General features: G+C 61.7%; 22 protein-coding genes. 19 read left to right on the forward strand and 3 right to left on the reverse strand.

Annotated features, from left to right (window positions below; all coding sequences use genetic code 11):
• Window positions 1-32: 32 nt before the first annotated feature.
• The 18 genes from proS (at window position 33) to VR74_RS07740 (ending at window position 21,189) form a co-directional block, all read left to right on the forward strand.
• A complete protein-coding gene (gene proS, locus VR74_RS07655; RefSeq protein ID WP_045695734.1) occupies window positions 33-1,352 on the forward strand; it encodes a proline--tRNA ligase in 1,320 nt (439 codons plus the stop codon).
• Window positions 1,349-2,641, forward strand: coding sequence for an ABC transporter permease (locus VR74_RS07660; protein ID WP_045695661.1), 1,293 nt, complete (start codon window positions 1,349-1,351; stop codon window positions 2,639-2,641). Before proS ends, VR74_RS07660 begins: the two co-directional genes overlap by 4 nt.
• The gene (locus tag VR74_RS07665; RefSeq protein ID WP_045695662.1) at window positions 2,641-3,330 is read left to right on the forward strand and encodes an ABC transporter ATP-binding protein; all 690 of its coding nucleotides are present in this window, start codon (window positions 2,641-2,643) and stop codon (window positions 3,328-3,330) included. Before VR74_RS07660 ends, VR74_RS07665 begins: the two co-directional genes overlap by 1 nt.
• A gap of 78 nt (window positions 3,331-3,408) precedes the next feature.
• Complete coding sequence (gene dnaE / locus VR74_RS07670) at window positions 3,409-6,831, forward strand: DNA polymerase III subunit alpha (protein ID WP_299949864.1); 3,423 nt, start codon at window positions 3,409-3,411, stop codon at window positions 6,829-6,831.
• Window positions 6,832-6,976: 145 nt separating this feature from the next.
• A complete protein-coding gene (gene rpsB, locus VR74_RS07675) occupies window positions 6,977-7,777 on the forward strand; it encodes a 30S ribosomal protein S2 (RefSeq protein ID WP_045695664.1) in 801 nt (266 codons plus the stop codon).
• A 41-nt stretch (window positions 7,778-7,818) separates the two neighbouring features.
• A complete protein-coding gene (tsf, locus tag VR74_RS07680) occupies window positions 7,819-8,721 on the forward strand; it encodes a translation elongation factor Ts (RefSeq protein ID WP_045695665.1) in 903 nt (300 codons plus the stop codon).
• 111 nt (window positions 8,722-8,832) lie between these two features.
• On the forward strand, window positions 8,833-9,588 hold the full coding sequence (gene pyrH / locus VR74_RS07685) for a UMP kinase (RefSeq protein WP_045695667.1): 756 nt from the start codon (window positions 8,833-8,835) through the stop codon (window positions 9,586-9,588).
• Window positions 9,585-10,139 (forward strand): ribosome recycling factor, encoded by a 555-nt coding sequence (gene frr, locus VR74_RS07690; protein WP_045695668.1) that lies wholly within the window; start codon window positions 9,585-9,587, stop codon window positions 10,137-10,139. Before pyrH ends, frr begins: the two co-directional genes overlap by 4 nt.
• Complete coding sequence (locus VR74_RS07695; RefSeq protein ID WP_045695670.1) at window positions 10,139-10,900, forward strand: isoprenyl transferase; 762 nt, start codon at window positions 10,139-10,141, stop codon at window positions 10,898-10,900. Before frr ends, VR74_RS07695 begins: the two co-directional genes overlap by 1 nt.
• Window positions 10,900-11,718: a phosphatidate cytidylyltransferase gene (locus VR74_RS07700; protein ID WP_045695671.1), complete on the forward strand. Its 819-nt coding sequence runs from the start codon at window positions 10,900-10,902 to the stop codon at window positions 11,716-11,718. The genes VR74_RS07695 and VR74_RS07700 overlap by 1 nt, the downstream gene beginning before the upstream one ends.
• Window positions 11,719-11,721: 3 nt before the next feature.
• Entirely contained in the window at window positions 11,722-12,918 is a 1,197-nt protein-coding gene (gene dxr, locus VR74_RS07705; RefSeq protein WP_299949866.1) for a 1-deoxy-D-xylulose-5-phosphate reductoisomerase, read from the forward strand.
• Between the two features lie 56 nt (window positions 12,919-12,974).
• Entirely contained in the window at window positions 12,975-14,093 is a 1,119-nt protein-coding gene (locus tag VR74_RS07710) for a M50 family metallopeptidase (protein ID WP_299949868.1), read from the forward strand.
• Between the two features lie 39 nt (window positions 14,094-14,132).
• Window positions 14,133-16,694, forward strand: a complete 2,562-nt coding sequence (bamA, locus tag VR74_RS07715) for an outer membrane protein assembly factor BamA (RefSeq protein WP_045695674.1) — start codon at window positions 14,133-14,135, stop codon at window positions 16,692-16,694.
• Window positions 16,695-16,722: 28 nt separating this feature from the next.
• Entirely contained in the window at window positions 16,723-17,313 is a 591-nt protein-coding gene (locus tag VR74_RS07720) for an OmpH family outer membrane protein (protein WP_045695676.1), read from the forward strand.
• A gap of 9 nt (window positions 17,314-17,322) precedes the next feature.
• Window positions 17,323-18,339 carry a UDP-3-O-(3-hydroxymyristoyl)glucosamine N-acyltransferase gene (lpxD, locus tag VR74_RS07725; RefSeq protein WP_045695677.1) on the forward strand — a complete coding sequence of 339 codons (1,017 nt, stop codon included), beginning with the start codon at window positions 17,323-17,325 and terminating at the stop codon, window positions 18,337-18,339.
• Window positions 18,340-18,390: 51 nt separating this feature from the next.
• Complete coding sequence (gene lpxA / locus VR74_RS07730) at window positions 18,391-19,182, forward strand: acyl-ACP--UDP-N-acetylglucosamine O-acyltransferase (RefSeq protein ID WP_045695679.1); 792 nt, start codon at window positions 18,391-18,393, stop codon at window positions 19,180-19,182.
• 7 nt (window positions 19,183-19,189) lie between these two features.
• Complete coding sequence (gene lpxI / locus VR74_RS07735; protein WP_045695680.1) at window positions 19,190-20,035, forward strand: UDP-2,3-diacylglucosamine diphosphatase LpxI; 846 nt, start codon at window positions 19,190-19,192, stop codon at window positions 20,033-20,035.
• Window positions 20,032-21,189, forward strand: coding sequence for a lipid-A-disaccharide synthase (locus VR74_RS07740; RefSeq protein ID WP_045695682.1), 1,158 nt, complete (start codon window positions 20,032-20,034; stop codon window positions 21,187-21,189). Before lpxI ends, VR74_RS07740 begins: the two co-directional genes overlap by 4 nt.
• Here the strand turns inward: VR74_RS07740 and gltA are convergent.
• Together gltA and gltX are read right to left on the reverse strand one after the other, a co-directional pair.
• On the reverse strand, window positions 21,186-22,490 hold the full coding sequence (gene gltA / locus VR74_RS07745; RefSeq protein ID WP_045695684.1) for a citrate synthase: 1,305 nt from the start codon (window positions 22,488-22,490) through the stop codon (window positions 21,186-21,188). The genes VR74_RS07740 and gltA overlap by 4 nt on opposite strands.
• 39 nt (window positions 22,491-22,529) lie before the next feature.
• Window positions 22,530-23,999 carry a glutamate--tRNA ligase gene (gene gltX, locus VR74_RS07750; protein WP_045695738.1) on the reverse strand — a complete coding sequence of 490 codons (1,470 nt, stop codon included), beginning with the start codon at window positions 23,997-23,999 and terminating at the stop codon, window positions 22,530-22,532.
• Window positions 24,000-24,221: 222 nt separating this feature from the next.
• Here gltX and VR74_RS07755 point away from each other — a divergent pair, with 222 nt between their 5' ends.
• Window positions 24,222-24,686, forward strand: coding sequence for a hypothetical protein (locus tag VR74_RS07755; protein ID WP_299949870.1), 465 nt, complete (start codon window positions 24,222-24,224; stop codon window positions 24,684-24,686).
• Here the strand turns inward: VR74_RS07755 and lexA are convergent.
• Window positions 24,677-25,360 carry a transcriptional repressor LexA gene (gene lexA, locus VR74_RS07760; protein WP_045695686.1) on the reverse strand — a complete coding sequence of 228 codons (684 nt, stop codon included), beginning with the start codon at window positions 25,358-25,360 and terminating at the stop codon, window positions 24,677-24,679. The two genes, VR74_RS07755 and lexA, sit on opposite strands and share 10 nt — an antisense overlap.
• Window positions 25,361-25,416 lie beyond the last annotated feature (56 nt).

Here is a 25,416-nt window from a genome sequence, read left to right on the forward strand (position 1 = left end):
TGGGCGCCAAAATCAGCGATAGCGGGGAATCCATGCGTCTTTCCAAATTTTTTCTGCCGGTAACCAAGGACGCACCGGCAGATGCGGCCATTGCCTCGCACAAGCTGATGCTGCGCACCGGCATGATCCGCCAGAATGGCGCGGGCATTTATTCCTGGCTGCCTATGGGCTTTATCGTGCTGAAGAAGATCGAGCAGATCGTGCGCGAGGAAATGAACCGCGCCGGCGCCATCGAGATGCTGATGCCAACGCTGCAACAGGCGGACCTCTGGCGCGAGTCCGGCCGTTACGATGACTATGGCAAGGAAATGCTGCGCATCACGGACCGGCATGATCGGGACATGCTGTATGGCCCGACAAATGAGGAACTCATCACCGATGTGTTCCGTACCTATGTCAAAAGCTACAAGCAGCTGCCGCTGAACCTGTATCACCAGCAGTGGAAGTTTCGCGATGAAGTGCGCCCGCGCTTCGGCGTGATGCGCGGGCGTGAGTTCCTGATGAAGGATGCCTATTCCTTCGACCTGACGGACGAGCAGGCGCGCGTTTCCTATCGCAAGATGTTCTGCGCCTATCTCAATGCTTTCGACCGGATGGGCCTGACTGCCATTCCCATGCGGGCCGATACTGGTCCGATCGGGGGTGACATGAGCCATGAATTCATCATCCTCGCCGATACGGGCGAAAGCGCGGTATTCTGTGACAGGATGCTGCTGGACCTGCCCCCGCCGGGGCTGGATCTCGATTTCGACGCTGACCTGAACGCAGAGGTCGAAAAGCGCACGCAATACTATGCGGCGACTGAAGAGATGCATGACGCGGCAGCATTCGCTGCCATTCCGGCCGAACGGCAGGTTTCGGCACGCGGCATTGAAGTTGGCCATATTTTCAACTTCGGGACCAAGTACTCGGTGCCGATGAATGCAGTTGTGCAATCAGCTGATGGCCAGATGGTGCCCGTCCAGATGGGCAGTTATGGCATTGGCGTATCCCGGCTTGTCGGCGGCATCATTGAGGCCTGCCATGACGAGAACGGCATTGTCTGGCCGGAATCCGTGGCGCCGTGGCATGTCGGGCTGATCAATATGCGGGTGGGTGACGCAGCCTGTGAGGCAGCCTGTGCCGACGCCTATGCGGCGCTGACCGGGGCCGGAATGGACGTGCTGTACGACGATACGGATGAGCGTGCCGGCGGCAAATTTGCCCGCATGGACCTGATCGGGCTGCCATGGCAGATCGTGATCGGGCCGCGCGGGGTCGAAAATGGCGTTGTCGAGGTCAAGAACCGCAAGAGTGGTGAAAAGACAGAAATGCCGTTTGCTGACGCGCTCAGGAAAGTGACACCCAAATGAGTGACTTCGGGCATGTGGCCGCGCCGTTCGGCAAGCTGGAGCGGACGCTGGCCTGGCGCTACCTGAGAGCCAAGCGCGAGCATGGCGGGGCGTCGCTCATTTCGATCATTTCCTTCGTGGGCATTTTCTTCGCCGTGGCCGCCCTGATCATCACCATGTCGGTGATGAGCGGGTTCCGGGCGACATTGCTGGACGCGCTGCTGGGCGGACAGCCGCATGTCTACGGTGTCGTCAGCAGTTATACCGAAGATGAAGCCAATACTTTGGCCGACACGATCCGCACCGTGGACGGTGTGTCGAGCGTGACGCCCTATATCGAGGAATATGTCCTGATTACTGCGAACGGGCGCAAGACCGGCGCCGCTGTTCGGGCCATCCGAACCGAAGACCTCGCGACACTGCCCTTCCTGAAGGATGGCGGAGATTCGGCGATTGCGGCGGGATTTGGCGAGGGCAAGAATGGCGGCAATGTCGTCATGCTTGGCGCGTTCCTGGCGGCCGGCCGGGAGGGGCTGGGCGTTCGACCGGGCGACAAGGTGGAGATTGTCACCTCGCAGCAGACGGCGGGCCCGATGGGCGGAACGCCGCGCAGCAAGTCCTATACGGTCGGGGACATTTTCAAGACGGGCAGTGTCGAGCTGGACAGCCTGTACGTGTTCATGCCGATGGAGCAGGCGCAGATCCTGTTCCAGTCCAAGGGGCATTACAGCATGCTGGATATCCGCCTGAAGGACCCGGAAAAAACGCACCAAGCCATGACCGCGATCGCGAGCGCGACGGGCAATGCGCTCTACACATTCGACTGGAAAAGCCAGCGTCAAAGCTATCTCAACGCGCTGCAGGTGGAGCGGACCATGGTGCGCCTGCTGGTCATGGTGATCATGGCGATTGCAACCCTGAATATCATTGTCGGCGTCGTGATGCTGGTAAAGAACAAGTCGCGGGATATTGCGATCCTGCGCACGATCGGGCTGGGGCGAAACGGTGTGCTCAGGGTGTTCCTGCTGGTCGGGACGGTGCTTGGCACGCTGGGAGCCTTGCTGGGCGTGCTGGTGGGCGTGCTGGTCGTGATGAACATCGACACGGTCGAAGCCTTCATCAATCTGTTCGTGGAAGGCGAAGTGTTTGATGCCGAAACCTATGGCCTTGAAGGCCTTCCGGCGATCCTCGACTGGAAGGAAGTGATCCAGACCGGGCTATATGCCCTGTTCATGTCGATGGGCGTATCACTCATTCCGGCCTGGTGGGCATCCCGCCAGGATCCGGTCAGCGCGCTGAGGTTCGAATAATGAGCGGCCCCGTTCTCGAACTGATCGGCATCAACCGGACCTACCGTACCGCTGCAGGCGAACTGCCCGTGCTGAAGGGGACGGACCTGCGCCTCAATGCGGGTGAACTGGTGGGGCTTGTGGGGCCTTCGGGGTCGGGCAAGTCGACCCTGCTGCACACGGCCGGCCTGCTGGAGCGGCCGGAGGCCGGTAAGGTGATGCTCGACGGCATTGATTGCCTGTCGCTGGACGACAAGGGCCGCACGGCCATCCGCCGCGCAAAGATCGGTTTCGTCTACCAGTTCCACCATTTGCTGCCGGAGTTCAACGCAGAGGACAATATTGCCATGCCGCTGATGATTGCAGGCGTGAAGAAGAAGGCCGCGCGGGCCAAGGCGGCCGAGTTGCTCGAGGTCATGGGACTGGCTGACAGGGGGCACCACCAGCCGGGCCAGATGTCAGGCGGCGAACAGCAGCGCGTGGCGATTGCCCGGGCGCTGGCGAATGATCCGCGTCTGGTCATCGCAGATGAGCCGACCGGAAACCTCGACCCGGTGACCACCGAGCGCGTTTTCGCGACGCTCATCAAGATGGTACGCAATGAAGGCGCTGCGGTACTTGTGGCGACCCACAATTTCTCCCTGACGCAGCACATGGACCGTGTCCTGACCCTGAAAGACGGCCAACTGGTCGATTATACAGCGGAATAAGCTGTGGAAGGCCGCCACTGACGGGTGGTCTGGCACCAGCCGGAACGGCAGGGTATTCTCCCCGCAGGAGAACAAGCATTGTCTGAGTCGCCATTCATCCATCTGGCCGTGCGGTCGAGCTATTCGTTGCTTGAAAGCATGATCACGCCCAAGGGCCTGAAGGGCTGGCTGCTGGAGCACGGCATGCCCGCCGTCGCGGTGACGGACCGGAACAACCTCTTCGGCGCGCTCGAAGTCTCGCTCACCATGTCCGAGGCGGGAATCCAGCCGATCATGGCCTGCTGCTTCGATGTCACTGATGGCGCCCATCGCAGCGAACCGACCCGCCTGACGCTCTATGCGCAGGACGAGACAGGCTACCAGCGGCTGATGCTGCTGTCATCGCGAGCCTACCTCGACGCGGATGACGGCGTGCCCAAGCTGCACCGCGATCTTGTTCTGGAAAACACGGACGGCCTGATCCTGTTGACCGGCGGGGCCGAAGGTGAAGTGGCGCGCCACCTGCTCAAGGGCCGTGCCGCCGATGCGCGCACCGAATTGTCGACTCTGGCCAGCGCCTATCCGGGGCGATGCTATGTCGAGATTACGCGCCACGGAACGCCGGACGAGATCGCTACAGAAGCGGGCCTGATCGATCTGGCCTATGAACTCGGCTTGCCGCTCGTGGCGACGCATGACGCCCGCTTCATGAAGCCATCCGACGCGACGGCGCATGACGCGCTGATGTGTATCGCAAACGGGGAATACCTTGGCCAGGAAGACCGCAAGCGCGTCAGTCCGTCTCAATACCTGAAAACGCAGGCCGAGATGGGGGAACTCTTCGCAGACCTGCCCGAAGCCCTGGCTAGCACATCGGAAATCGCCCGGCGCTGCTCGGTGCGATCGGTGACGCGTGATCCGATCCTGCCATCCTTCAGCAGTGAAGGCCGCTCAGAAATCGAGGAATTGCGACTGCAGGCCACTGAAGGCCTGAAAGGCCGCCTCACGGCTGCCAGCAAGCTCTACGCGGAACGCGAGACCTATTTCGAACGGCTGGACTACGAACTCGGCGTGATCGAGCGCATGGGCTTTCCCGGCTACTTCCTGATCGTGTCGGACTTCATCAAGTGGGCAAAAGAGCAGGATATTCCTGTCGGCCCGGGCCGGGGCTCCGGTGCAGGCTCGCTCGTGGCCTGGTCCCTGTTGATTACGGACCTCGACCCGCTGCGCTTTGACCTTCTGTTCGAACGCTTCCTGAACCCCGAACGCGTGTCGATGCCCGACTTCGATATCGACTTCTGCCAGGAGCGGCGCAGCGAGGTTATCCGATACGTCCGCGACAAGTATGGCGCCGACAGCGTGGCGATGATCATCACGTTCGGTACGTTGCAGGCCAAGGCTGTGGTGCGCGATGTCGGCCGGGTCATGCAGATGCCGTATTTCCAGGTCGACCGGCTTGCGAAACTGATCCCGTTCAACCCGGCCAAGCCGCCCAAGCTGCAGGAAGCCATCGACGACGAGCCGAAGTTTGACGAGGAGATCGAGGCAGATCCCCGCGTTGGCGAACTGATCAAGATCGCGCTGGCGCTGGAGGGGCTCTACAGGAATGCGGGCACGCACGCGGCTGGCGTGGTGATCGGGGACCGTCCGCTGGTCGAGATTGCACCGCTTTACAATGATCCGCGCGCCGACCTGCCGGCCTCCCAGTTCAACATGAAGTACGCCGAAATGGCTGGCCTCGTGAAGTTCGACTTCCTCGGTCTCAAGACCCTGACAGTCATCGACCGCGCCCTGAAACTGATCCGGCGCAGCGGACGCGATGTCGGCCCCGAATGGGAAGGGCTGGACGACAAGGCGACCTATGACCTGATGGCGAGCGGCGACACGCTCGGCGTGTTCCAGCTGGAAGGCGCCGGCATGCGGGACACGCTGCGCAAGGTGCGCCCGAACAATATTGAAGACGTGATTGCCATCATTTCGCTCTACCGGCCGGGCCCGATGGAGAACATTCCTGTCTACGTGCAGGGCAAGGAAAATCCGGGCGGCGTGCAATATGCGCACCCTGACCTGAAACCTGTCCTGGAGGCCACCTATGGTGTGCCCGTCTATCAGGAACAGGTCATGCGGATGGCGCAGGAGATCGCGGGCTATTCGCTCGGCGAGGCCGACCTGTTGCGCCGGGCAATGGGCAAGAAGAAACTCGAAGAGATGATCGCCCAGCGCAAGCGCTTCGTTGAAGGCGCGGCCGCGACCAAGCAGATGGACGAGCCGCTCGCCAACGTGATCTTCGACACGATGGAGAAGTTCGCTGGCTATGGTTTCAACAAGTCGCACGCGGCAGCCTATGCGCTGATTGGCTACCAGACGGGTTACCTGAAATGCCACTTCCCGGTGGAGTTCCTTGCCGCGTCGATGAGCCTGGACCTCGGCAATACCGACAAGCTGGCCGCCTTCTTCCAGGAGGCGCGGCGGCTCAGGATTCCGGTTCTGGCGCCCGACGTGAATACGTCCACGGCCGATTTCGATGTCCGTGACGGCGCGGTTGTGTATGCCTTGGGGGCGCTCAAGGGGGTCGGGCTGGAGGCGATGCGGCATGTCGTGGCGCTGCGTGAGCGTGACGGGCCGTTTTCGGACCTTTACGATTTTGCCGAGCGCGTCGATCCGCGCCACATCAACAAGAAGGCCTTCGAGTCGCTGGCGAAATCCGGCGCGCTGGATGGCCTGGATACCAACCGCGCGAAAGTGCTGGCTGCAGCGCCGATCCTTGCGCAGGTGGCGAACAAATCGGCCGAGGACCGGCAGGGCGGGCAGGGCGGGCTGTTCGGGGATGCCGAACCGGCCCTGCGGCCGGCGCTGCCGACCAGCAAGGTCTGGAACGGGCAGCAGAAACTGGACGAGGAGTTCAAATCGATTGGCTTCTACTTCTCCGGCCATCCGCTCGACGACGTGCTGGAGGGAATCGACCGGGACCGGGTGACGCTGGCAATCGAGATCGAGGAACGCGCCAGCGATGGCAAGCCGCTCGAGCTGATCGGCGTGGTGCGGATGCGCAACGAGAAACCCGCGCGCAATGGCGGCAAGTTCGCCTTCCTCACGCTGTCGGACCCGACTGGCGAGGTCGAGATGATGGTGTTTCCGGAAACACTGCAGCAGAGCTACGACCTGCTGCAGGTCGGCAATGCCGTGGCCATTACTGTCGGGGTCAAGCGTACAGGCGACGAGATCAAGCTGAACGCGGAGCGGATCGTGCAGCTGGAATCGGCTCGCCTGTCGAAATCGATGGGAGCGCTCAAGGTGCGCCTGGCGGTTGGCGCGAACACCGACGACATTGCCGGCATTGTCGGCCATCTGGGGCGCCTGCAGGACCACGAGCGGGGGGCGATCCTGATCGAAATGCCGCTCGAGGATGGCCGGACCGTGATCCTGCGTCTGGCCGACAATTACACGATCGGACTCAAGGCCCAGAGGGCGCTGAAGGATGCGCCGGGCGTGGAGCGGGTTGAGCCGATGAAAGCCGCCTGACAAAAGGCGATCCGGGCGGCTTGCCGACCCGGCGGAATTCTGTATAAGCCGCCTTTCCTGAAACCATTTCGCGGGTGCATCCGGTGCGGAAAGCCTTTTTGGCCCAACGTTCCACCTGCGAAGGCTAACCGGATGGAGAAAAAAGATGGCACTACCTGACTTCACGATGCGTGAGCTGCTTGAGGCTGGCGTACACTTCGGTCACCAGACCCACCGCTGGAATCCCCGCATGAAGCCGTACATCTACGGCGAGCGTTCCGGCATCCACATCATGGACCTGTCCCAGACCGTCCCGGCCCTGCACCAGGCGCTCGTATTCGTGCGCGACTCGGTTGCCAAGGGTGGCCGCGTCCTGTTCGTCGGCACCAAGCGCCAGGCGGCTGATCCTGTTGCAGAAGCTGCGCAGCGCTGCGCACAATACTACATGAACCATCGCTGGCTTGGCGGCACGCTGACCAACTGGACCACGGTGTCCAAGTCGATCAAGCAGCTCAAAGAGCTCAACGCGATGTTCGATTCCGGTGGCGGCGAAGGCCTCACCAAGAAAGAACTGCTCGACCTGCATCGCCGCCGCGACAAGCTGCAGCGCGCACTCGGCGGGATCGCAGACATGGGCGGCCTGCCGGCTGCAATGATCGTGATCGACACGAACAAGGAAGCCATCGCGGTCATGGAAGCCCGCAAGCTGGGCATCCCTGTCGTCGCCGTGCTGGATACGAATTGTGATCCGTCCGATGCCGATTACGGCTTCGCCGGCAATGACGACGCGGCCCGCGCGATTTCGCTCTACTGCAACCTGTTCGCTGATGCGGTGCTTGATGGCCTCGCAGAGTCGACTGCAGGTCTAGGCGTGGATCTCGGTGCCCTTGAAGACCTCGAAGGCATGGTTGAGGCGGATGTCGCTGCAGCCGATGGCGAAACCAAGGAAGATGCAACGGGCGCCTGATCGCCCTCGGTATTGAACTTTTACACTGAAGGATAACCGCAATGGCCCAGATTACAGCTGCGCTCGTCAAGCAACTGCGCGAGAAAACCGGCGCAGGCATGATGGATGCGAAAAAGGCCCTCGTCGAGAATGATGGCGACGAAGACGCCGCTATCGAATGGCTCCGCGCCAAAGGCCTGTCCAAGGCCGCCAAGAAATCCGGACGTACTGCTGCTGACGGCCTCGTGGCTGTTCAGGTATCGGCTGACGGAAAGTCGGGCGCGATTGTCGAACTGAACGCTGAAACGGACTTCGTGGCGCGTAACGAGGGCTTCCAGAAAGCCCTGTCCGGCATCGCGAAAGCGGCGCTTGAAACCGACGGATCGCTTGAGGCCCTCGCGGCTGCGCCGGCGCCTGATGGCCAGGGCAGCGTTGACGACATGATCAAGCGCATGATCGCCACGATCGGCGAGAACATGACCCTTCGCCGTTCGGCCAAGGTGTCGGCTGACAAGGTGGCTTCCTATATTCACAACGCCGAAACGGCCGGCATGGGCAAGGTTGGCGTCCTGGTTGCGCTCTCTGGTTCGGGTGATCTGGAAGATATCGGCCGCAAGATTGCGATGCACATCGCTGCGACATCGCCAGCTGCCGCTACCACGGCAGAGCTCGATCCGAACCTGGTCGAGACCGAAAAGCGCGTTCTGACCGAACAGGCGCGCGAAAGCGGCAAGCCTGACAATATCATCGAAGGCATGATCAAGGGCCGGATGCAGAAGTTCTTCAAGGAGGTTGTCCTGCTGGAACAGCCATTCGTGATGAACCCTGACCAGACGGTTGCAGAATATCTCAAGGGCGAAGGCGCAACGCTGAACGGTTTTGTTCACTTCAAGTTGGGCGAAGGCATCGAAAAAGCTGCGGATAACTTCGCAGATGAAGTGGCTTCCCTGACAAAAGGCAGCTGAACAGGCTTGCCATTGGCCCGTCCTGAGGCCTTAAACATCCCGGCTGCCCATGACAGGCAGCCGGGAATCTTTTAGGAGCTCTATTCAGGGCTTCAACTGACGGAGAAAGCTATGCCAGGCGAGAATCCGGAGACGAGCCCGCTGAAATACAAGCGCGTGCTCCTGAAACTGTCTGGCGAGGCCCTGATGGGACCCGGCCAGTTCGGCATCGACATCCCCACTGTTGAACAATTTGCCCGCGCGATTGCGAATGCGCGCACGGCCGGCGCAGAAATATGCCTTGTGATAGGGGGCGGGAACATCTTCCGGGGCATGGCAGGGGCCGCCAAGGGCATGGAACGCGCGCAGGCCGACAGCATGGGCATGCTTGCCACCGTGATGAATGCGCTGGCAATGCAAAGTGTCCTTGAAAGCCAGGGCGTGCCGACGCGGGTCCAGTCTGCCATCGCGATGGACCAGATCTGCGAACCCTATATTCGCCGCCGGGCGCAGCGCCACATGGAAAAAGGGCGCGTCGTGATCTTTGCCGCAGGCATCGGCAATCCGTTCTTCACGACAGACACCGGCGCCGCGCTGCGGGCCATCGAGATGAATTGCGACGCGCTGCTCAAGGGCACGCAGGTCGACGGCGTCTACACGGCGGATCCCAAGCTCGACAAGAACGCCATGCGCTATGACGAGATTGCCTACCAGGAGCTCTTGGTGAAGGATCTCCGCGTCATGGACTCCTCTGCGGTCAGCCTGATGCGTGACAACAATATTCCGATTGTGGTCTTCTCGTTGAAAGAGGAGGGGTCGCTGCTGAACGTGCTGCACGGGCGGGGTACCTCAACCACGATTTCCAACAAGGGAGGGGTCGCGAAATGACCTATAGCAAGAAAGATCTCGAACGCCGGATGGAAGGCGCGCTGTCGTCACTCTCTACGGAATTCAGCGGCCTGCGCACCGGCCGCGCGTCAGTGAACTTGCTCGATGCGATCCAGGTTCCGGCCTACGGATCGACTGTTCCCCTGTCGCAGGTCGCCTCGGTTTCGGTGACCGACATGCGCATGCTGTCGGTCAACGTCTGGGACAAGACCGTCGTCGGCGCCACTGACCGGGCGATCCGGGAGTCGGGTCTTGGCCTCAACCCTGTCATGGACGGCCAGACCCTGCGCATCCCGATCCCGCCGCTGAATGAAGAGCGCCGTGTCGAGCTGACAAAGATTGCCGGCAAATATGCCGAAGCCGCCAAGGTGGCCGTGCGCAACATCCGGCGCGACGGCATGGACAGCCTGAAGAAGATGGAAAAGGACGGCGAGATCAGCGAAGACCGCCTCCACAGCCTCTCCGATGAAGTCCAGAAGCTGACTGACGCCTTCGTAGGCCGTGTCGATGACGCGCTGAAAGCCAAAGAAGCGGAGATCATGCAAGTCTGATGTCTGCCGGGCCCGCCTCTGATGTCACAAATGTTGTGTCGGGGCAGCAGCCTGGACTTTCGCATGTCGCGATCATCATGGATGGCAATGGCCGCTGGGCCAAGGCGCGCGGCCTGCCGCGTGCGGCCGGTCATGAGCGGGGGGTCGAGGCCCTGAGGCGCACGGTGGAGGCCGCAGGCAACCTGGGCATCCGCTATCTCACCGTATTTTCATTCTCGACGGAGAACTGGCGGCGTCCTGCGGCTGAAGTGAATGCGCTGTTCAGCCTGTTGAAGGCCTATGTGCAGCGCGACCTGTCGCGCCTGAAGCGGGAAGGGGTCCGGGTCCGCATCATCGGCCTCAGGGACGGCCTGCCGGCGGACGTGGCCGCTCTGGTCGACAAGGCGGAGCGGGAGACCGCCGCGAATGACACGTTTTTCCTGACCATCGCGTTCAATTACGGCGGCCGTGAAGAGATTGCCCGGGCGGCGCGCGGCGTGGCCGAGGCGGTGGCCGAGGGCCGAATGAAGGCGGAGGAGGTGACCGAGGCAACGTTCAGCGGCTTCCTGGACACGGACGGAATGCCCGATCCCGATCTTCTGATCCGCACGAGTGGTGAATACCGGCTCAGCAATTTCCTTCTCTGGCAGTGCGCCTATTCGGAACTGGTCTTCATGGACGTACTCTGGCCGGACTTTGACCAGGCATGCCTGGAAGACGCATTGACCAAGTATCGAGAGCGCGAACGCCGCTTCGGTGCTGTTCTGCCAGGGGCCGTGTAATGGGAGACTGGACGCCGCGCGACCAGCGTTTCTCGGAACTCGGGCTGCGGCTGATATCGGCTCTGGTCCTGATACCGGTTGCCATTGGAATGGTCTGGGCTGGCGGCTGGTGGCTGGCAATCGGTTGCGCCGTATTTGCGGCGGCGATGGCCCTGGAATGGAGCCAGATCAGCGCCTATCCCCGTGGCCGGGCCATGGCGCTCGCCACAGCCGCGTTCTGCCTGACCCTGCCGCTCGGGATGCTGTGGCTCAGCACACTCGTCATCGTCGCGGGCCTGGCTTTCTGCGCGATGACAGCCGTCGGCGGCCTGCGCGTGCGCTGGACTGCAGCTTTTGGCCTGTTTTACGTCACGGCGATGGCCGCTGGCCTGTTTTTCCTGCGCGAAGGCCCCTGGGATGGCCGCGCGGCCGCGTTGTTTTTCATGTCCTTTGTCTGGGTTTCCGACGCTGCTGCCTATTTCACGGGGCGCGGCCTTGGCGGTCCCCGGCTTTTGCCCAGCGAGAGCCCCAACAAGACATGGAGCGGCGCGCTGGGCGCTGTCACCGCCTGCGCCCTGTGCGGACTTGCCGGGGCGGACATCGAAATGGCCTCTTTTCCGGTGTGGATCGCAACGGCCGTCGCGATTTCTGTTGTCGCGCAGTGCGGTGACCTGTTTGAAAGCGGCCTCAAGCGGCGTTTCAAGGTCAAGGATGCGGGCACCCTTTTGCCAGGCCATGGCGGTGTTCTCGACCGTGTGGACGGCCTCGGCGCCGTCGGCATTTTCGGGTCGCTGGCCCTGTTCTTCATTCCGGGCCTTTCAGGCGCGCTCGGGTTCTAAGCCGTGACCGTTCGCCGTATCTCCATCATGGGCTCAACCGGTTCCATTGGCACGTCGGCACTCGACGTCGTCGCCCAGGCCAATGCGGCAGGCGACACGCCATTTGAAATCGTCGCGCTCGCCGCTGGCAGCGATTCTGAGACCCTCGCCCGGCAAGCCATAGCCTTCAGGCCGCAGATTGCCGTCATTGCGGACGAATCCAGACTGGATGACCTGAGGCAGCGGCTGGCGGGCACGGGCATAGAGACAGCCGGAGGGCTGGAAGCTGTGACGGAAGCCGCCACACGGCCATGTGACCGCGTACTGGCGGCCATTGTCGGCGCGGCCGGGCTGTCATCGACGCTGGCGGCCATTCGTCGAGGAACCGATGTGGCCATTGCCAACAAGGAAAGCATTGTCTGCGGCGGCAAGCTGATCCTGTCGGAAGCGGCAAGGACAGGTGCGCGGATCCTGCCTGTGGATTCCGAGCATAGCGGCATTTTCCAGGCCCTGGGCGACGGCAAATCGCTCGAGAAACTGACGATTACGGCCTCCGGCGGACCGTTCAGAACGGCAACGCTTGAGCAGATGGCAGCGGCTACGCCTGCGGAAGCCGCTGCGCATCCCAATTGGGACATGGGCATAAAGAATTCCATCGACAGCGCGACCCTGATGAACAAGGCGCTCGAGTTCATCGAGGCGGCCTATCTGTTCGATGTCCCGGCCGACAGGATAGATGTGCTGGTGCATCCACAGTCGATCATTCACGGCATGGCGCACTTCAATGACGGTTCGGTGATCGCGCAGTTGAGCGCGCCGGACATGCGCGCGCCGATTGCCTACGCGCTGGGGTGGCCTGACCGGGTGGCGACGAATGTGGCCCGGCTGGATCTCGCTACCCTGGGGCGGCTGGACTTCGCGGAAGTCGATGCGACGCGCTTTCCGGCGATCAAACTCGCGCGTCGCGCGATCGCGCTGGGTTCTGCTGGCACAACCGTATTAAATTGCGCTAATGAAGCTGCGGTATCTGCATTTATTGCGGGCCAATGCGGTTTTCTGGACATAAGCTGGGCCGTAGACGAAGTATTGAGTCGCTTTTCATCCACAGACCTGGCCGCAATGGCCTGTGACACGCTGGAAGAAATAGCTTATCTGGACCGGTTCGGACGCGAAATGGCGGCCGAGTTGCTGAAGAAGGCCCCGAGCCGGGCAGGAGGGTAAGTCGTTTGGGTCAGGTTCTGAGCCAGGGTCCGCTATTTATTGCATGCCTCATCTTCATGATGGGCATTGTCGTGATCGTGCATGAATTGGGTCACTACCTTGTCGGCCGCTTCTATGGCGCTGCCGTTGAATCGTTTTCGATCGGTTTCGGCAAACCCCTGTATGAACGCAAGGACCGGGTCGGAACGCGCTGGCGCGTTAACTGGATCCCCCTGGGCGGCTTCGTGAAATTTGTTGGCGAGAGCCAGCTTGCCGGCGATGTCGGCAAGATCGAGCAGGGGCCGCAAGGCAAGGCCTACAAGGATCTTGCCGTCTGGCAGCGGGCCCTCGTCAGCGTTGCCGGCCCGGTTGCGAATTTTGTCCTGGCCAGCCTGATTTTCGCGCTGATCCTGGGCGTGCATGGCAAGGCCAACTATTCCGTCGGTGTCGGCGGCGTCGTTGAAGGGTCTCCTGCCGAGCAGGGCGGTCTGGCTGTCGGCGATGTTTTCGTTGCAGTGAACGGCAAGCCGGTGACCGACGCGCAGACCGTGACCATCCCGATCCTGCTCAATCCCAACAAGGAAATGACATTCGACGTATTGCGCAACGGCGAGGCCATGAGCTTCAAGGTAACGCCTAACGAAGTGGTGCGGGAAAACGAGTTCGGCCAGATGGTGCCGCAGAGCACGGCCGGGATCATGCTGGCTGGCGTCGCGCTTGGCGAGCGGACCAGATACAATCCGGTCGAGGCTCTGGGCGCGGGCGTTGTCGAAACCGGCGCAACCATCGACCGGACCGTCACCATGCTGTCGCGAATCGTGACCGGCAAGATGTCGTTCAACGCCATGACAGGCCCGGTGGGAATTGGCGACATTTCCCGCCGTGTCGTCAACAAGGTCTGGAGCCAGCCGGAGCTGACAACGGGCCAGCGCGTGGAACAACTGTTCTGGATGCTTCTCAGCATCTGCGCCGCAATCTCGGTCGGCGTCGGCTTTTTCAACCTGCTGCCACTGCCAGTGCTGGATGGCGGACACCTTGTCTTTCATGCTTATGAAGCGGTGATGGGCAAGGAACTGCCCGAAAAAGTGCAGGAGATGAGCCTGACATTCGGCCTGATCCTGTTATTGGGGATGGTGGTGGTGATCACGTGGGGTGACATCATCGAGACCGGCTTGTTCGGGGGAGTGGGCGGCTAACCCGGCTGACCCGAGGCTAATCAGAGAGATCATTCCACGATGCGTAAGTTCCTTGCAGCAACCCTTATGGCGACCAGTGTTTTTGCATCGGTGTCGCTGCCGGGCCTGACCAATTCCGCAGAGGCGCAGGAAGACAACCGCTATGGCGGTACGATCCGGTCAATTCTCGTGGAAGGGAACCAGCGGATCGAGGCCCGGACCGTTCAGTCCTACCTGCTCGTGGAACCGGGCGATGCGTTCGATGCCGAGCGGATCGACCTGTCGCTGAAGACACTATTTGCCACCAACCTGTTCGCGGACGTCTCGATTGACCGGAATGGCGACGACCTGCTGGTGCGCGTGGTCGAGAACCCGATCATCAACCGCGTGATTTTCGAAGGCAACAGGGCCCTCAAGGACGACAAGTTCAAGGAAGAAATCCAGGCGGCGCCACGCGGAATCTTCACCGCAGCGCGTGTTCAGGCAGATGTGCAGCGCATCCTCGAACTGTATCGCCAGTCGGGCCGTTTTGCCGCGAAGGTGGAGCCGCAATACAAGCCGCTTGAGCAAAACCGTGTCGACCTCGTGTTCGAGATCACAGAGGGACCGGTCACGGGTGTGCGGTCGATCAATTTCATCGGCAACAAGGAATATTCGGACTCGCGCCTTCGCAGCGAGATCGTCACGCGCCAGTCGCGCCTGTGGCGCTTTTTCAGCTCGAACGACAACTATGATCCCGGCCGCCTTGAATATGACCGTGAGAAGCTGCGCGAATTCTACCAGAACAACGGGTATTACGATTTCCGCGTGACGTCGGCCGTTGCTGAACTGACGCCGGACCAGAAGGATTTCTACATCACGATGACGATCGACGAAGGTCGTCAATATGACTTTGGTGAGGTCAAGGTCGAGACAGCTCTCGAAAAGCTGGACGCAGAAGCCCTGCGCCGCGCCGTGCCGATCCAGGAAGGCGACCTGTTCAAGGGCAATCTGATCGAAACGACGATTGATACGCTGACCTATGCGGCCGGTATCGCCGGTTATGCCTTCGTGGATATTCGTCCCCAGCTGGACGTGAACCCCGACACGGGGCGCATCGACGTCACATTTGCCGTGGACGAAGGCCCGCGGGTCTATATTGAGCGCATCAACATTGTCGGCAACACGCAAACGCTTGACCGCGTTATCCGCCGTGAGCTGCGTATTTCGGAAGGCGACGCGTTCAACCGCATCCTGCTGGACCGGTCGAAAAACCGCGTACGGGCGCTTGGCTACTTTAAGGACGTTGAAATCGTCGAAACGCCGGGCGAGGGCGCAGACAAGAGCATCGTGGACGTGAAGGTTACCGAGCAGCCAACCGGTGAACTCTCGTTCGCGGCCGGCTTCTCGTCAGTCGACTCCTACCTGTTCGACCTCAGCGCCTCACAGCGTAACCTGCGCGGACGGGGGCAGTCGATCGTCGCGCGCGTATCGACCTCCAGCCGCCAGCAGGTTGTCGATCTGCGGTTCACCGAGCCGCGCTTCCTCGACCGCAACCTGTCGGCTGGTGTCGACCTGTATGCGACCAAGCAGGATTTCAAGGATTTCGGCAGCTACACTGCGGAAACGGTCGGTGCCGGCTTGCGTGTCGGTTTCCCGCTTACTGAACGCATGCAGCTGGGCCTGAGCTACAAGCTTCAGTCGGATGACGTCCAGATCCCTGACTTCGATGTCCTTCTCGATACGACCACGCGGTTTACATCGACACGCACCATCCAGATTGCAGGCGCTGAAACGCCGGATGATGCGACTGACGACATCTTCCGCGTCGCGCGGGCGGCCGACGGTGCTGTCGCGGGTGAAATCATCGTCGACCAGTGTGACCCGCTTTACCTGCTGCGCGATTCAAACTGCCGGTCTGAACGCAGCGAGATTTCGAGCATTGTCGGTTACAGCTTCTTCTGGGACCGGACGAACGATCCGATCACGCCAACGCGCGGATTTGATTTCAGGTGGAGCCAGGAAGCCGCCGGGCTCGGCGGCGACGTAAAATACCTGCGTACTGAAACCAGCGCCTCCATGTATCGCGGCATCTGGAAGGAAGTCGTCGCGAGCGCGCGTTTGTCGGCGGGATATGTTTTTCCGCTTGAAAATGGACAGGGCATCCGGATCAACAACCGCTTTTTCCGCGGTGGCAACTCGTTCCGCGGCTTTGATGTCGCGGGCCTCGGCCCGCGCGAAGTCGTGCGGGTTGTCGATCCGACAACAGGCGAAATCGTGGCAACACGCCGCCTGAACTCGCAAGGGGGCAACACGTACTACCAGGGCACATTCGAGCTCAGCATGCCAAGCGTCTTCCCGGAAGAGTACGGCATCAGGAGCGCCCTGTTCGCCGATGTCGGCGCCCTCGGAACCCTTCGGGGCCCGGACATCAGCCCGACGGTTTACTTCACTGACCCGCAAACCGGCTTGCCGGCCGTGCGTGTCACCAAGGATGCCACCGCTCTGCGCGCATCTGCAGGCCTGAGCGTTTTCTGGGACTCGCCATTCGGCCCCATCCGCTTCGACTTCTCGCAGATCCTGCGCAGGGAAGATTACGACCGAACCGAAACTTTCCGGTTCTCAACCTCTACACGGTTCTGATCCAGAATCGCCAAACAGGAGACGGACAATGTCCCCACTCAAACACATGCTAGTCGCCCTTTCACTTATGGTTACAGGGGCTGCCGTCGCAGTGCCGGCGGCCGCAGCGCAGGGCACGACAGTCGTCATGATCGATGAAGGTCGCTTGCTGACAGAATCCAAAGCCGGCAAGGATATCCAGACCAAGCTGAGCAGCCTTGAAACCCAGATGAAGAATGAGCTGGAGCCAACACGCGCCACGCTCGAAACGGACGGCAAGGCGCTGCAGACGAAAATCGAAGGCAAGACCCGCGAAGCGGTGGCAGCAGACACGGCACTCGTGGCCCAGCTGACGGCGTACCAGAAGCGCGCCAATGAGTTCGCCCAGAAGCGCCAGATCGTCAGCCAGGAATTCCAGCTGACGGAACGCAAGGCGCTGGTTGATTTCAACCGCGCGATCGAGCCTGCGCTGATGGAAGTCGTGAACGAGAAGAAGGCTCAGGTTGTCATGTCCAAGGGACAGGTCATCTACAGTGCAGACACGGTCGATGTGACGGGGCTTGTGATCAGCAAGCTCGACGCCAAGACACCGACGATTGCCGTCACGCGCCAGCGCGTGCCTGCGCAACCCGCCCAGTAGGAACGCACTGTGACGATCGATCCACGTTTCTACGCGCCCCTGGGGGCCCTGACGCTTGGAAAGATTGCCGAATTGACCGGCGCAGCGCTCCACGGAGACGCGTCTGTTGAAATCAAGGGGGTCTCCGCTTCGGCCAATGGCCGGGCCGGGGACCTTTCCTTTCTGGATGGCGATGGCAAGGGTGACGTCCCGGTCAGTCCCGAAGTGTCCGCGCTGATCGTCAATGAAGCCAATCTCAAGCACGTTCCGGATGGCATCCCTTACCTGGTGACACACCTGCCACGCCACGATCATGGCCTCGTGGCATTTTCCCTGTTCCAGCCCAGGCACCTTGTCTGGAGCGGCAATGAGCGGATCTCGCCTGACGCGAAGGTGCATGCAGGCGTCATCCTGTCCCCCGGCGCCGTCATCGGGCCGGGCGCGACGGTCGGCGAAGGCAGCGTGATCGGGGCGAATGCGGTAATCGGCCCGGGCGTCCAGATCGGCCGCAAGTGCCGGATCGGGGCGAATGCGTCCGTCTTCTGCGCGCTCCTCGGAGACAATGTCACGCTCCTCTCGGGCGCGCGGATTGGCGAGGCGGGCTTTGGCGTCATGGGCGGACCGTCGGGCATGGAAGACGCGCCGCATTTCGGCCGGGTCATCCTGCAGGACCATGTCACGATCGGCGCGAATACCTGCATCGATCGCGGCGTCTTCGATGATACGATCATCGGAGAACGCACGAAATTCGACAATCTCTGCCAGGTTGCCCACAATGTCGTGTTCGGCCGGGGCGTGGTGATGGCGGCCTTTGGCGGCATATCAGGCTCTGTGAAGATCGGTGACGGCACCCGCATGGGTGGCCGGGTCGGCATTGCGGATCACGTCAGGATCGGCGAAGGCGTCAGTCTCGCGGCAGCCTCCGGCGTTTTCCGGGATATCGATGATGGCGGGATATGGGGCGGCACGCCGGCCAAGCCTCACCGCCAGTATCTGCGCGAAGTCGCATGGTTGCAGAAAAACGCAAATCCGAAGAAAACGTCCTGACAAGCTGCCGATTACGCTATCATTCCTCCATTGCAGCGTCTGGACCCTTCTATGCCCGTTGAAATTCATCCCACCGCCTGTGTCGAGCCCGGGGCTGAACTTGATGAGGGCGTTCGTATCGGACCTTTCTGTCATGTTGGCCCGCATGCGGTGCTGGGCAGGGGAACGCAGCTGCGTTCGCACGCCGTCGTGACCGGCCACACCAGGCTCGGCGAGAATTGCCAGCTGCATCCACACGCGGTGATCGGCGGACCACCCCAGGTGATCGGATTTCAGGAGACGGATGAATCGCGCCTGGAGATCGGCAATGATTGCACGTTCCGCGAGTTCACGACGGTCCATACCGGCGTTCCGAAATCCGGCGGCCTGACGCGGGTAGGCAATAATTGTTTCGTGATGGTCGGCGCCCACATCGCGCATGACAATCATATCGGCAACAGCGTCGTCATGGCGAACAATGTCGCGCTGGCCGGCCATATCACCGTGGGCGACAATGTGTGGTTCGGGGGCCAGGCTGCCGTTCACCAGTTCACGCGGATTGGTCGCAACGCATTCATCGGCGGCGGTGCAATCCTGGTCGAAGACGTGATCCCGTTCGGATCGGTGGTCGGCAATCATGCTAAACTGTCCGGGCTTAACATGGTCGGCCTGAAGCGGCGCGGCTTCGACAAGGCCCAGCTTCAGGAAGTGCGCAGCGCGTACAAGGCCGTGTTCACGGGCGAGGGATTGTTCAAGGACAGGCTGGCTGCAGCGGCTGTGACGTTCAGGGACAAGCCACTCGCCATGGAAATGATCGACTTCATCCGCGCCGGTGGCGACCGTCCGATCTGCAAGCCGGGGTGAGCATCGCATGACCGCGCCCCTGGGACTCATTGCCGGACTGGGTGACCTGCCTGTTGCCATTGCGGAGAATGCCGTTGCGACAGGGCAGGGCGTTTATGTCCTGCGTCTGAAAGGCTTTGAGGAGCCGCGGCTTGCGCAGTATCCGGGTACGGTGATCGGCCTAGGCGAGGTCGGAAAACTCTACGCCAAGCTTGAGGCTGCAGGCTGCCGGGACGTGCTGTTTGCGGGAATAGTGAAGCGCCCGAACTTCAAGGACATCAAACTGGACATGCGCGGCGCAGCCCTGTTGCCGAAAGTGCTGGCAGAGGCCGGCAAGGGCGATGATGCCCTGCTTCGCCTGCTCGTCGCCGAAATCGAGAAGCAGGGGTTCAATGTAATAGGCTCCGATGCGGCTCACGCGGCCCTGCGGGCGCCGGCAGGCCATATCGCCGGTCCGGCGCCGTCTGGCCAGGCCATGGACGATATTGCGCGTGGCGCGCATGTAGTGTCAGCGCTGGGCGATCTCGATATCGGCCAGGGCTGCGTGGTGTGCGATGGCCTGGTCCTGGCTGTTGAAGCGCAGGAAGGCACCGATGCAATGCTGGAGCGCTGCGCAAGCCTGCCGGCAACCATTCGCGGGATGCCAGCTGCCAGGCGCGGCGTTCTGGTCAAGCGGCCGAAGCCTGCGCAGGAGCGCCGGATCGACCTGCCAACGGTGGGGGTCTCCACAGTTGAGAAGCTCGCGGCGGCGGGTCTCGCGGGCCTCGCAGTCGAAGCGGGCGGCGCCCTGATGCTCGGCCGCGCCGAGATGCAGGCGGCAGCCGACCGGCTGGGCGTTTTCATCTTTGGATTTGATCCCGGACAAGGCACATGACCGCGCCGCGTCTCTATTTCGTCGCGGCGGAATCCTCAGGCGACCTCCTTGCGCGGGAAGTGATCGACAGGATCCGAGCCAAAAAGCCGGATATTCATGTCTCAGGAATCGGTGGCGCCGAAATGGCGTCGATTGGCATCGACTCGCCGATCGACATTTCCCCCTTGTCGATACTGGGACTGTTCGAAGGCGTGAAGGTCTATGCGACGGTCGTGAAACTCGCCGACATTGCCGCCGACTCCATAATCGCCGATGCGCCGGATGTTGTCGTGCTGGTCGATTCCTGGGGCTTCATGCTGCGTGTGGCCCAGCGGGTGCGTCAGCGGGCGCCGCAGATCCGGCTGGTCAAGCTGATCGGGCCGCAGGTCTGGGCAACGCGGCCCGGTCGCGCCAAGACGCTTGCGTCAACCGTCGATCACCTGTTGTGCATGCATGAAATCGAAGCGCCGTATTACGAGCCGTATGGCCTGAAGACGACGGTGATCGGCAATCCGGCCCTCTCCCGTCATCAATGGGGCGAGCCGGAAAAGTTTCGCAGTGCGCACGGCATTCCGGCGGAGGCTCCGACCATCCTTGTCCTGCCCGGCAGCCGCCGCAGCGAAATCAAGCGGGTAGCGCCTGCCCTGGTCGAAGCGGCGCGCATCCTCAAGGATTCCGACCCGGATCGCGAAATCATCATGGCGCCGGCCGCCAGCGTTGCAGCGGAGTTTGCGGACGCCTTTCCCGATGTCGCAGACTGGGCAACGGTGTCGACGAATGCGTCAGAACGCTATGACGCGATGGCGGCTGCCGATCTTGCGCTTGCCTGTTCCGGCACCGTGACCAGCGAAGTGGCGATGCAGGGCACGCCCATGATTGTTGCCTACAAGACGGGATGGGTAACGTGGTCGCTGGCGCGCGGGTTTCTCTACCAGAAACGGCACATCACGCTGCTCAACATCATCAGCGACGACCAGGAAATCGTCCCCGAATACGTCCAGACCCAACAGAAGCCGGAGCTGATCGCCGCGCGCGCGCTTTACTGGCTGACGAACCCTGACGTTCTTGCGGAACAGAGGGCCGCACAGCAAATCGCCCTCTCCCGGATGAGAGAGGGCGACCGGGACGCGGCTGAAATAGCCGCCGACGTGATCCTGAAGGAAGCGGGTGCCTAGCGGTTGGCCATCGGCACATAGTCGCGCTGGGGTGCGCCAGTGTATATCTGGCGGGGGCGGCCTATGCGCTGTGTCGGATCCTCGATCATCTCGTTGAGCTGCGCGACCCAGCCGACCGTGCGGGCGAGGGCGAACAGCACGGTGAACATCTGCTTCGGGAAGCCCAAGGCATCAAGGATGATGCCCGAATAGAAATCGACGTTCGGGTAGAGCTTCTTCTCGACGAAATAGTCATCCTCGAGGGCGATACGCTCCAGTTCCATCGCCACTTTCAGGATCGGCTGGTCCTTGAGGCCGAGCAGGTCGAGCACTTCGTGAGCGGACTCGCGCATGACTGTCGCGCGCGGATCATAGTTCTTGTAAACGCGGTGGCCAAAACCCATCAGGCGGAAGCCGCTTGTCTTGTCCTTGGCTTTCTCGACAAATTCCGGGATCCGGTCGACCGAGCCGATTTCGTGAAGCATGTTCAGGCAGGCCTCGTTGGCGCCGCCATGGCTTGGTCCCCAGAGGCATGCGACGCCTGCAGCGACGGCCGCGAACGGGTGGGCACCCGAGGAACCGGCCAGGCGAACAGTCGATGTCGAGGCGTTCTGCTCGTGATCGGCGTGAAGGATGAAGAACCGGTCCATCGCCTTGGCGATTTTCGGGTCGACCTTGTAGTCTTCGGCTGACACCGAGAAGCACATGTTGAGGAAGTTTTCGGCGTAAGTGAATTCGTTGCGCGGATCGACGAATTTCTGGCCCATGTTGTATTTCAGGATGCGGGCGCAAAGCGTCGGCATTTTCGCGACGAGCCGGATCGAGCTGAGGTGGCGTTCGTCGGGGTCTTCGCTGTCCATGGCACCCGGGTAGAAGGAGGCCATCGCGCCGACTGCACCGGTCAGCATGGCCATCGGATGGCTGTCGCGCCGGAATCCATCAAAGAAGCGGTCCATCTGTGTGTGGAGTAGCGTATGCTGCTTGATCTCGCTGCTGAACTCGGCAAGTTCGCTCTTGTTCGGAAGCTCACCCTTCAGGATGAGATGGCAGACTTCGGGAAAGGTCGATTTCTCGGCGAGCTGTCCGATCGGGTAGCCGCGGTGAAGCAGGACGCCCTCGTCACCGTCGATGAATGTGATCTGGCTCTCGCAGCTCGCTGTGGACGTAAAGCCCGGGTCGAACGTGAAATGGTCTGACTCTGCGTAAACCTTGCGCACATCAATGACATTGGGACCGTGGGTGCCTGAAAGTACGGGCAGGTCGTAGGTTTTTCCGGCCACTTCCAGCTTGGCGGTTCCGGCGTTCTTCGTCTTATTTTCCATCAGCTCTTGCCCTTCTTGTTCATGTTCGGCCCGGCTGGCTCAGTGGCCAGCCCCGGCCAGTTGATCATCAATCCGCGCGAGTGCTTCTTCCTGCCCAAGCCATTCGAGCACCGGTGCAATATCAGGTGCGGGAAGGCCGCCAGTCAGCGCAGCACGGAGGGGTTGTCCTACCTGCCCCATAGATAGGTCATTTGTGGTGCAATACGAAGAGATCGTCTCCGAAATTCGATCCGCCGTCCATTGCGATATGCGCCGCAGTTCGTCGCGCAGTCCGGCCAGTCGGTCAAGTCCCTCTGCGGAAAGGGCCTTTCTGGCGTTCTTGTTGAGATCGAGCGGCCGTTTGACCCTCAGGAATGCAAAAGCGGATGCCAGCTCTGCCAAAGTGGTTCCCCGGTCTTTCATGTGCGGGAGCGCCCGTTCGATACGCGCCAGTTCCGCGTCATCGAGGGGAGAGTCGGCCTCAAGAATGGGCCGCAACAGGCAGAGAAGGCGGTCATCGTCGGCCAGGCGCATGAAGTGCGAATTGATCTGGCCGAGCTTTTCAAGATCGAGGCGCGCCGGCGCCTTGCCGATGCCTTCCAGATCGAAAGCCGCAATCGCTTCTTCCCGCGTAAAAATTTCCTGGTCGCCATGGCTCCAGCCGAGGCGCAGCAGGTAGGCCGTCAAGGCTTCCGGCAGGTAGCCCATCTCGCGATAGGCAAGTGTCGATAGCGCGCCGTGGCGTTTCGAAAGCTTGGCACCGTCATTGCCGTGGATCATCGAGACATGGGCAAATTGCGGGACGGGCCAGCCCATGGCTTCATAGATCGGCACCTGACGGAACGTGTTGCGCAGGTGATCGTCGCCGCGGATGACGTGGGTGATGTTCATGTCATGGTCGTCGACAACCACAGCGAGCATGTAGGTAGGCGAGCCATCGGCGCGCAGCATGATCAGGTCGTCGATCTCGTCCGCCTGGATTTTCACTGTGCCCTGGACAGCGTCCTCGACGATCCGCTCGCCTTCATCCGGGGCCCGCAGGCGCACCGTGAAGGGTGCGTCAGGCGACGGCGCTGGGGCCCCGTCACGCCAGGGTGACCGGAAGGGGGCGAGGAGCGCATTGGCCTCACCCAGCAGCGCCGCGCGCTCAGAATCAGACAGGTTGTCGGCCCTGGCGGCCTGGCGCTTTTCCTCGCCGAGATCACGGCGGGCCTGGAGTTCCTCAGGGGTTGCGTAGCATTTGAACGCCGTGCCTCGGAAGAGCATCTCGCTCGCCACTTCGGCATGGCGCGCGTCGCGGGTCGACTGCATCAGCGGCGGCTCATCCGCCTCCAGTCCGAGCCAGGCCATGCCTTCGAGAATGGCCGCTGTGGCTGCATCGGTGGAGCGGGCCTTGTCGGTATCCTCGATACGCAGGAGGAAACGGCCACCATGACGGCGGGCAAACAAGTAATTGAAAAGTGCGGTCCTTGCCCCTCCAATGTGCAACATGCCGGTGGGAGAGGGGGCAAATCGCGTGACAACGGTCATCAGGGTGGTGGGCTCCTCGTAAATGCGGGTCGAAATCGCTTCTGCGTTGCACAAACACAAGGTTGCGCCTGAAGGCAAGGGGGCGGGCCGGGACCTGCGCAGCGCGTGGGCGGGGATGTGGTCGCTCGCCTCGCTTGATGCGCAGCCCCTGCTGTTCGCCTTTTCGCTTGGCGCCGGTGCGGCTACCTACTTTCTGGTGCCCGATGAGCCGGGCCTTCTTGCGTGTTTCGCGACATGGCTGGCGGCGGGCTGGGCGGACTGGCGTTTGCGCCCGCCGTGTATCTGTGGACAGCGCGCCCGCAGGTACTGGTGCACTGGTCTGCGTCGGGAGACGTTTTCGTCAATACGGGGGCCGGGGGCATGCAGCGGGTGGAATTTGCCGATGGCGACGGACTTGCCCCGCTGTGCTACAGCACGCTGGAGGCCTCAGCTTGCGGCGCCGTGCCATGCCGTTTCGACACACCGGCCGGAACGGTCCCGCTGACGGATCGCGCGGACTGCCGGGCAGATCCCGGCATCGTCCTCACGCTATCGAGATCACCGGTGACGGGCCCGTGCTCGAATACGTTTGTCTGGTCAGACGTCGCCGCAGCAGACGGTTTGACCGCACATGAAGAAAAAGACGGGGTGGGTATCCGGGTCGGCGCGGTGTGCCGCAACCGGCCCTGGAAGCCCTGTCAGTCGTAGCGGCGGACGAGCGCGACGAGACGGCCCTGAACCTGAACGCGGTCGGGGCCGAAAATGCGGGTCTCATAGGCCGGGTTGGCCGCTTCGAGCGCAACGGACGCGCCTTTGCGGCGCAGGCGCTTGAGCGTGGCTTCCTCACCGTCAATGAGGGCCACGACGATGTCGCCCGTATTCGCCGCTTCCGTTCGGCGCAGGATAACGAGATCGCCTTCGAGAATGCCGGCTTCGATCATCGAGTCGCCTTTGACTTCGAGGGCGAAATGCTCCTCGCCCTCGGCAAGGTCGTCCGGGGCGGTGATATGGCCATTGTCCTGCTGGATGGCCGAAATCGGCACACCGGCTGCGATGCGGCCCAGAATGGGGATGGCGCGCGGTGCCCGGGATTCGGACGGCAGGCCGGTCGACACGAGTGCGGGCCTGAAGTCTTTCCGGCCACGCATATTTGGCGTGGGAATGGCCGATTCCGGCATTTTCAGCACTTCCAATGCGCGGGCGCGGTGCGCGAGGCGGCGGATGAAGCCACGCTCCTCAAGCGCCGAGATAAGGCGGTGAATGCCGGACTTGGAGGCGAGATTGAGCGCTTCCTTCATTTCGTCAAACGAGGGGGAGACACCCGTCTCCTTGATCCGCTCATTGATGAAGAGCAGCAGCTCTTTCTGTTTACTGGTCAGCACGGGTGATTCCTTCCGTCCGAATCTATGTTCTCTTATGTTCTACATGTGTTCATGTT

The sequence above is a fragment of the Hyphomonas sp. BRH_c22 genome (assembly GCF_000961795.1).
In the GTDB taxonomy this organism is placed as follows: Bacteria; Pseudomonadota; Alphaproteobacteria; order Caulobacterales; family Hyphomonadaceae; genus Hyphomonas.

What these genes read in the sequence shown, in the direction of transcription:
- proS (WP_045695734.1), top strand. Translation starts at nt 33, where the DNA reads ATGCGTCTTTCCAAATTTTTTCTGCCGGTAACCAAGGACGCACCGGCA.
- VR74_RS07660 (WP_045695661.1), top strand. Translation starts at nt 1,349, where the DNA reads ATGAGTGACTTCGGGCATGTGGCCGCGCCGTTCGGCAAGCTGGAGCGG.
- VR74_RS07665 (WP_045695662.1), top strand. Translation starts at nt 2,641, where the DNA reads ATGAGCGGCCCCGTTCTCGAACTGATCGGCATCAACCGGACCTACCGT.
- rpsB (WP_045695664.1), top strand. Translation starts at nt 6,977, where the DNA reads ATGGCACTACCTGACTTCACGATGCGTGAGCTGCTTGAGGCTGGCGTA.
- tsf (WP_045695665.1), top strand. Translation starts at nt 7,819, where the DNA reads ATGGCCCAGATTACAGCTGCGCTCGTCAAGCAACTGCGCGAGAAAACC.
- pyrH (WP_045695667.1), top strand. Translation starts at nt 8,833, where the DNA reads ATGCCAGGCGAGAATCCGGAGACGAGCCCGCTGAAATACAAGCGCGTG.
- frr (WP_045695668.1), top strand. Translation starts at nt 9,585, where the DNA reads ATGACCTATAGCAAGAAAGATCTCGAACGCCGGATGGAAGGCGCGCTG.
- VR74_RS07695 (WP_045695670.1), top strand. Translation starts at nt 10,139, where the DNA reads ATGTCTGCCGGGCCCGCCTCTGATGTCACAAATGTTGTGTCGGGGCAG.
- VR74_RS07700 (WP_045695671.1), top strand. Translation starts at nt 10,900, where the DNA reads ATGGGAGACTGGACGCCGCGCGACCAGCGTTTCTCGGAACTCGGGCTG.
- VR74_RS07710 (WP_299949868.1), top strand. Translation starts at nt 12,975, where the DNA reads ATGATGGGCATTGTCGTGATCGTGCATGAATTGGGTCACTACCTTGTC.
- bamA (WP_045695674.1), top strand. Translation starts at nt 14,133, where the DNA reads ATGCGTAAGTTCCTTGCAGCAACCCTTATGGCGACCAGTGTTTTTGCA.
- VR74_RS07720 (WP_045695676.1), top strand. Translation starts at nt 16,723, where the DNA reads ATGTCCCCACTCAAACACATGCTAGTCGCCCTTTCACTTATGGTTACA.
- lpxA (WP_045695679.1), top strand. Translation starts at nt 18,391, where the DNA reads ATGCCCGTTGAAATTCATCCCACCGCCTGTGTCGAGCCCGGGGCTGAA.
- lpxI (WP_045695680.1), top strand. Translation starts at nt 19,190, where the DNA reads ATGACCGCGCCCCTGGGACTCATTGCCGGACTGGGTGACCTGCCTGTT.
- VR74_RS07740 (WP_045695682.1), top strand. Translation starts at nt 20,032, where the DNA reads ATGACCGCGCCGCGTCTCTATTTCGTCGCGGCGGAATCCTCAGGCGAC.
- gltA (WP_045695684.1), bottom strand. Translation starts at nt 22,490, where the DNA reads ATGGAAAATAAGACGAAGAACGCCGGAACCGCCAAGCTGGAAGTGGCC.
- gltX (WP_045695738.1), bottom strand. Translation starts at nt 23,999, where the DNA reads ATGACCGTTGTCACGCGATTTGCCCCCTCTCCCACCGGCATGTTGCAC.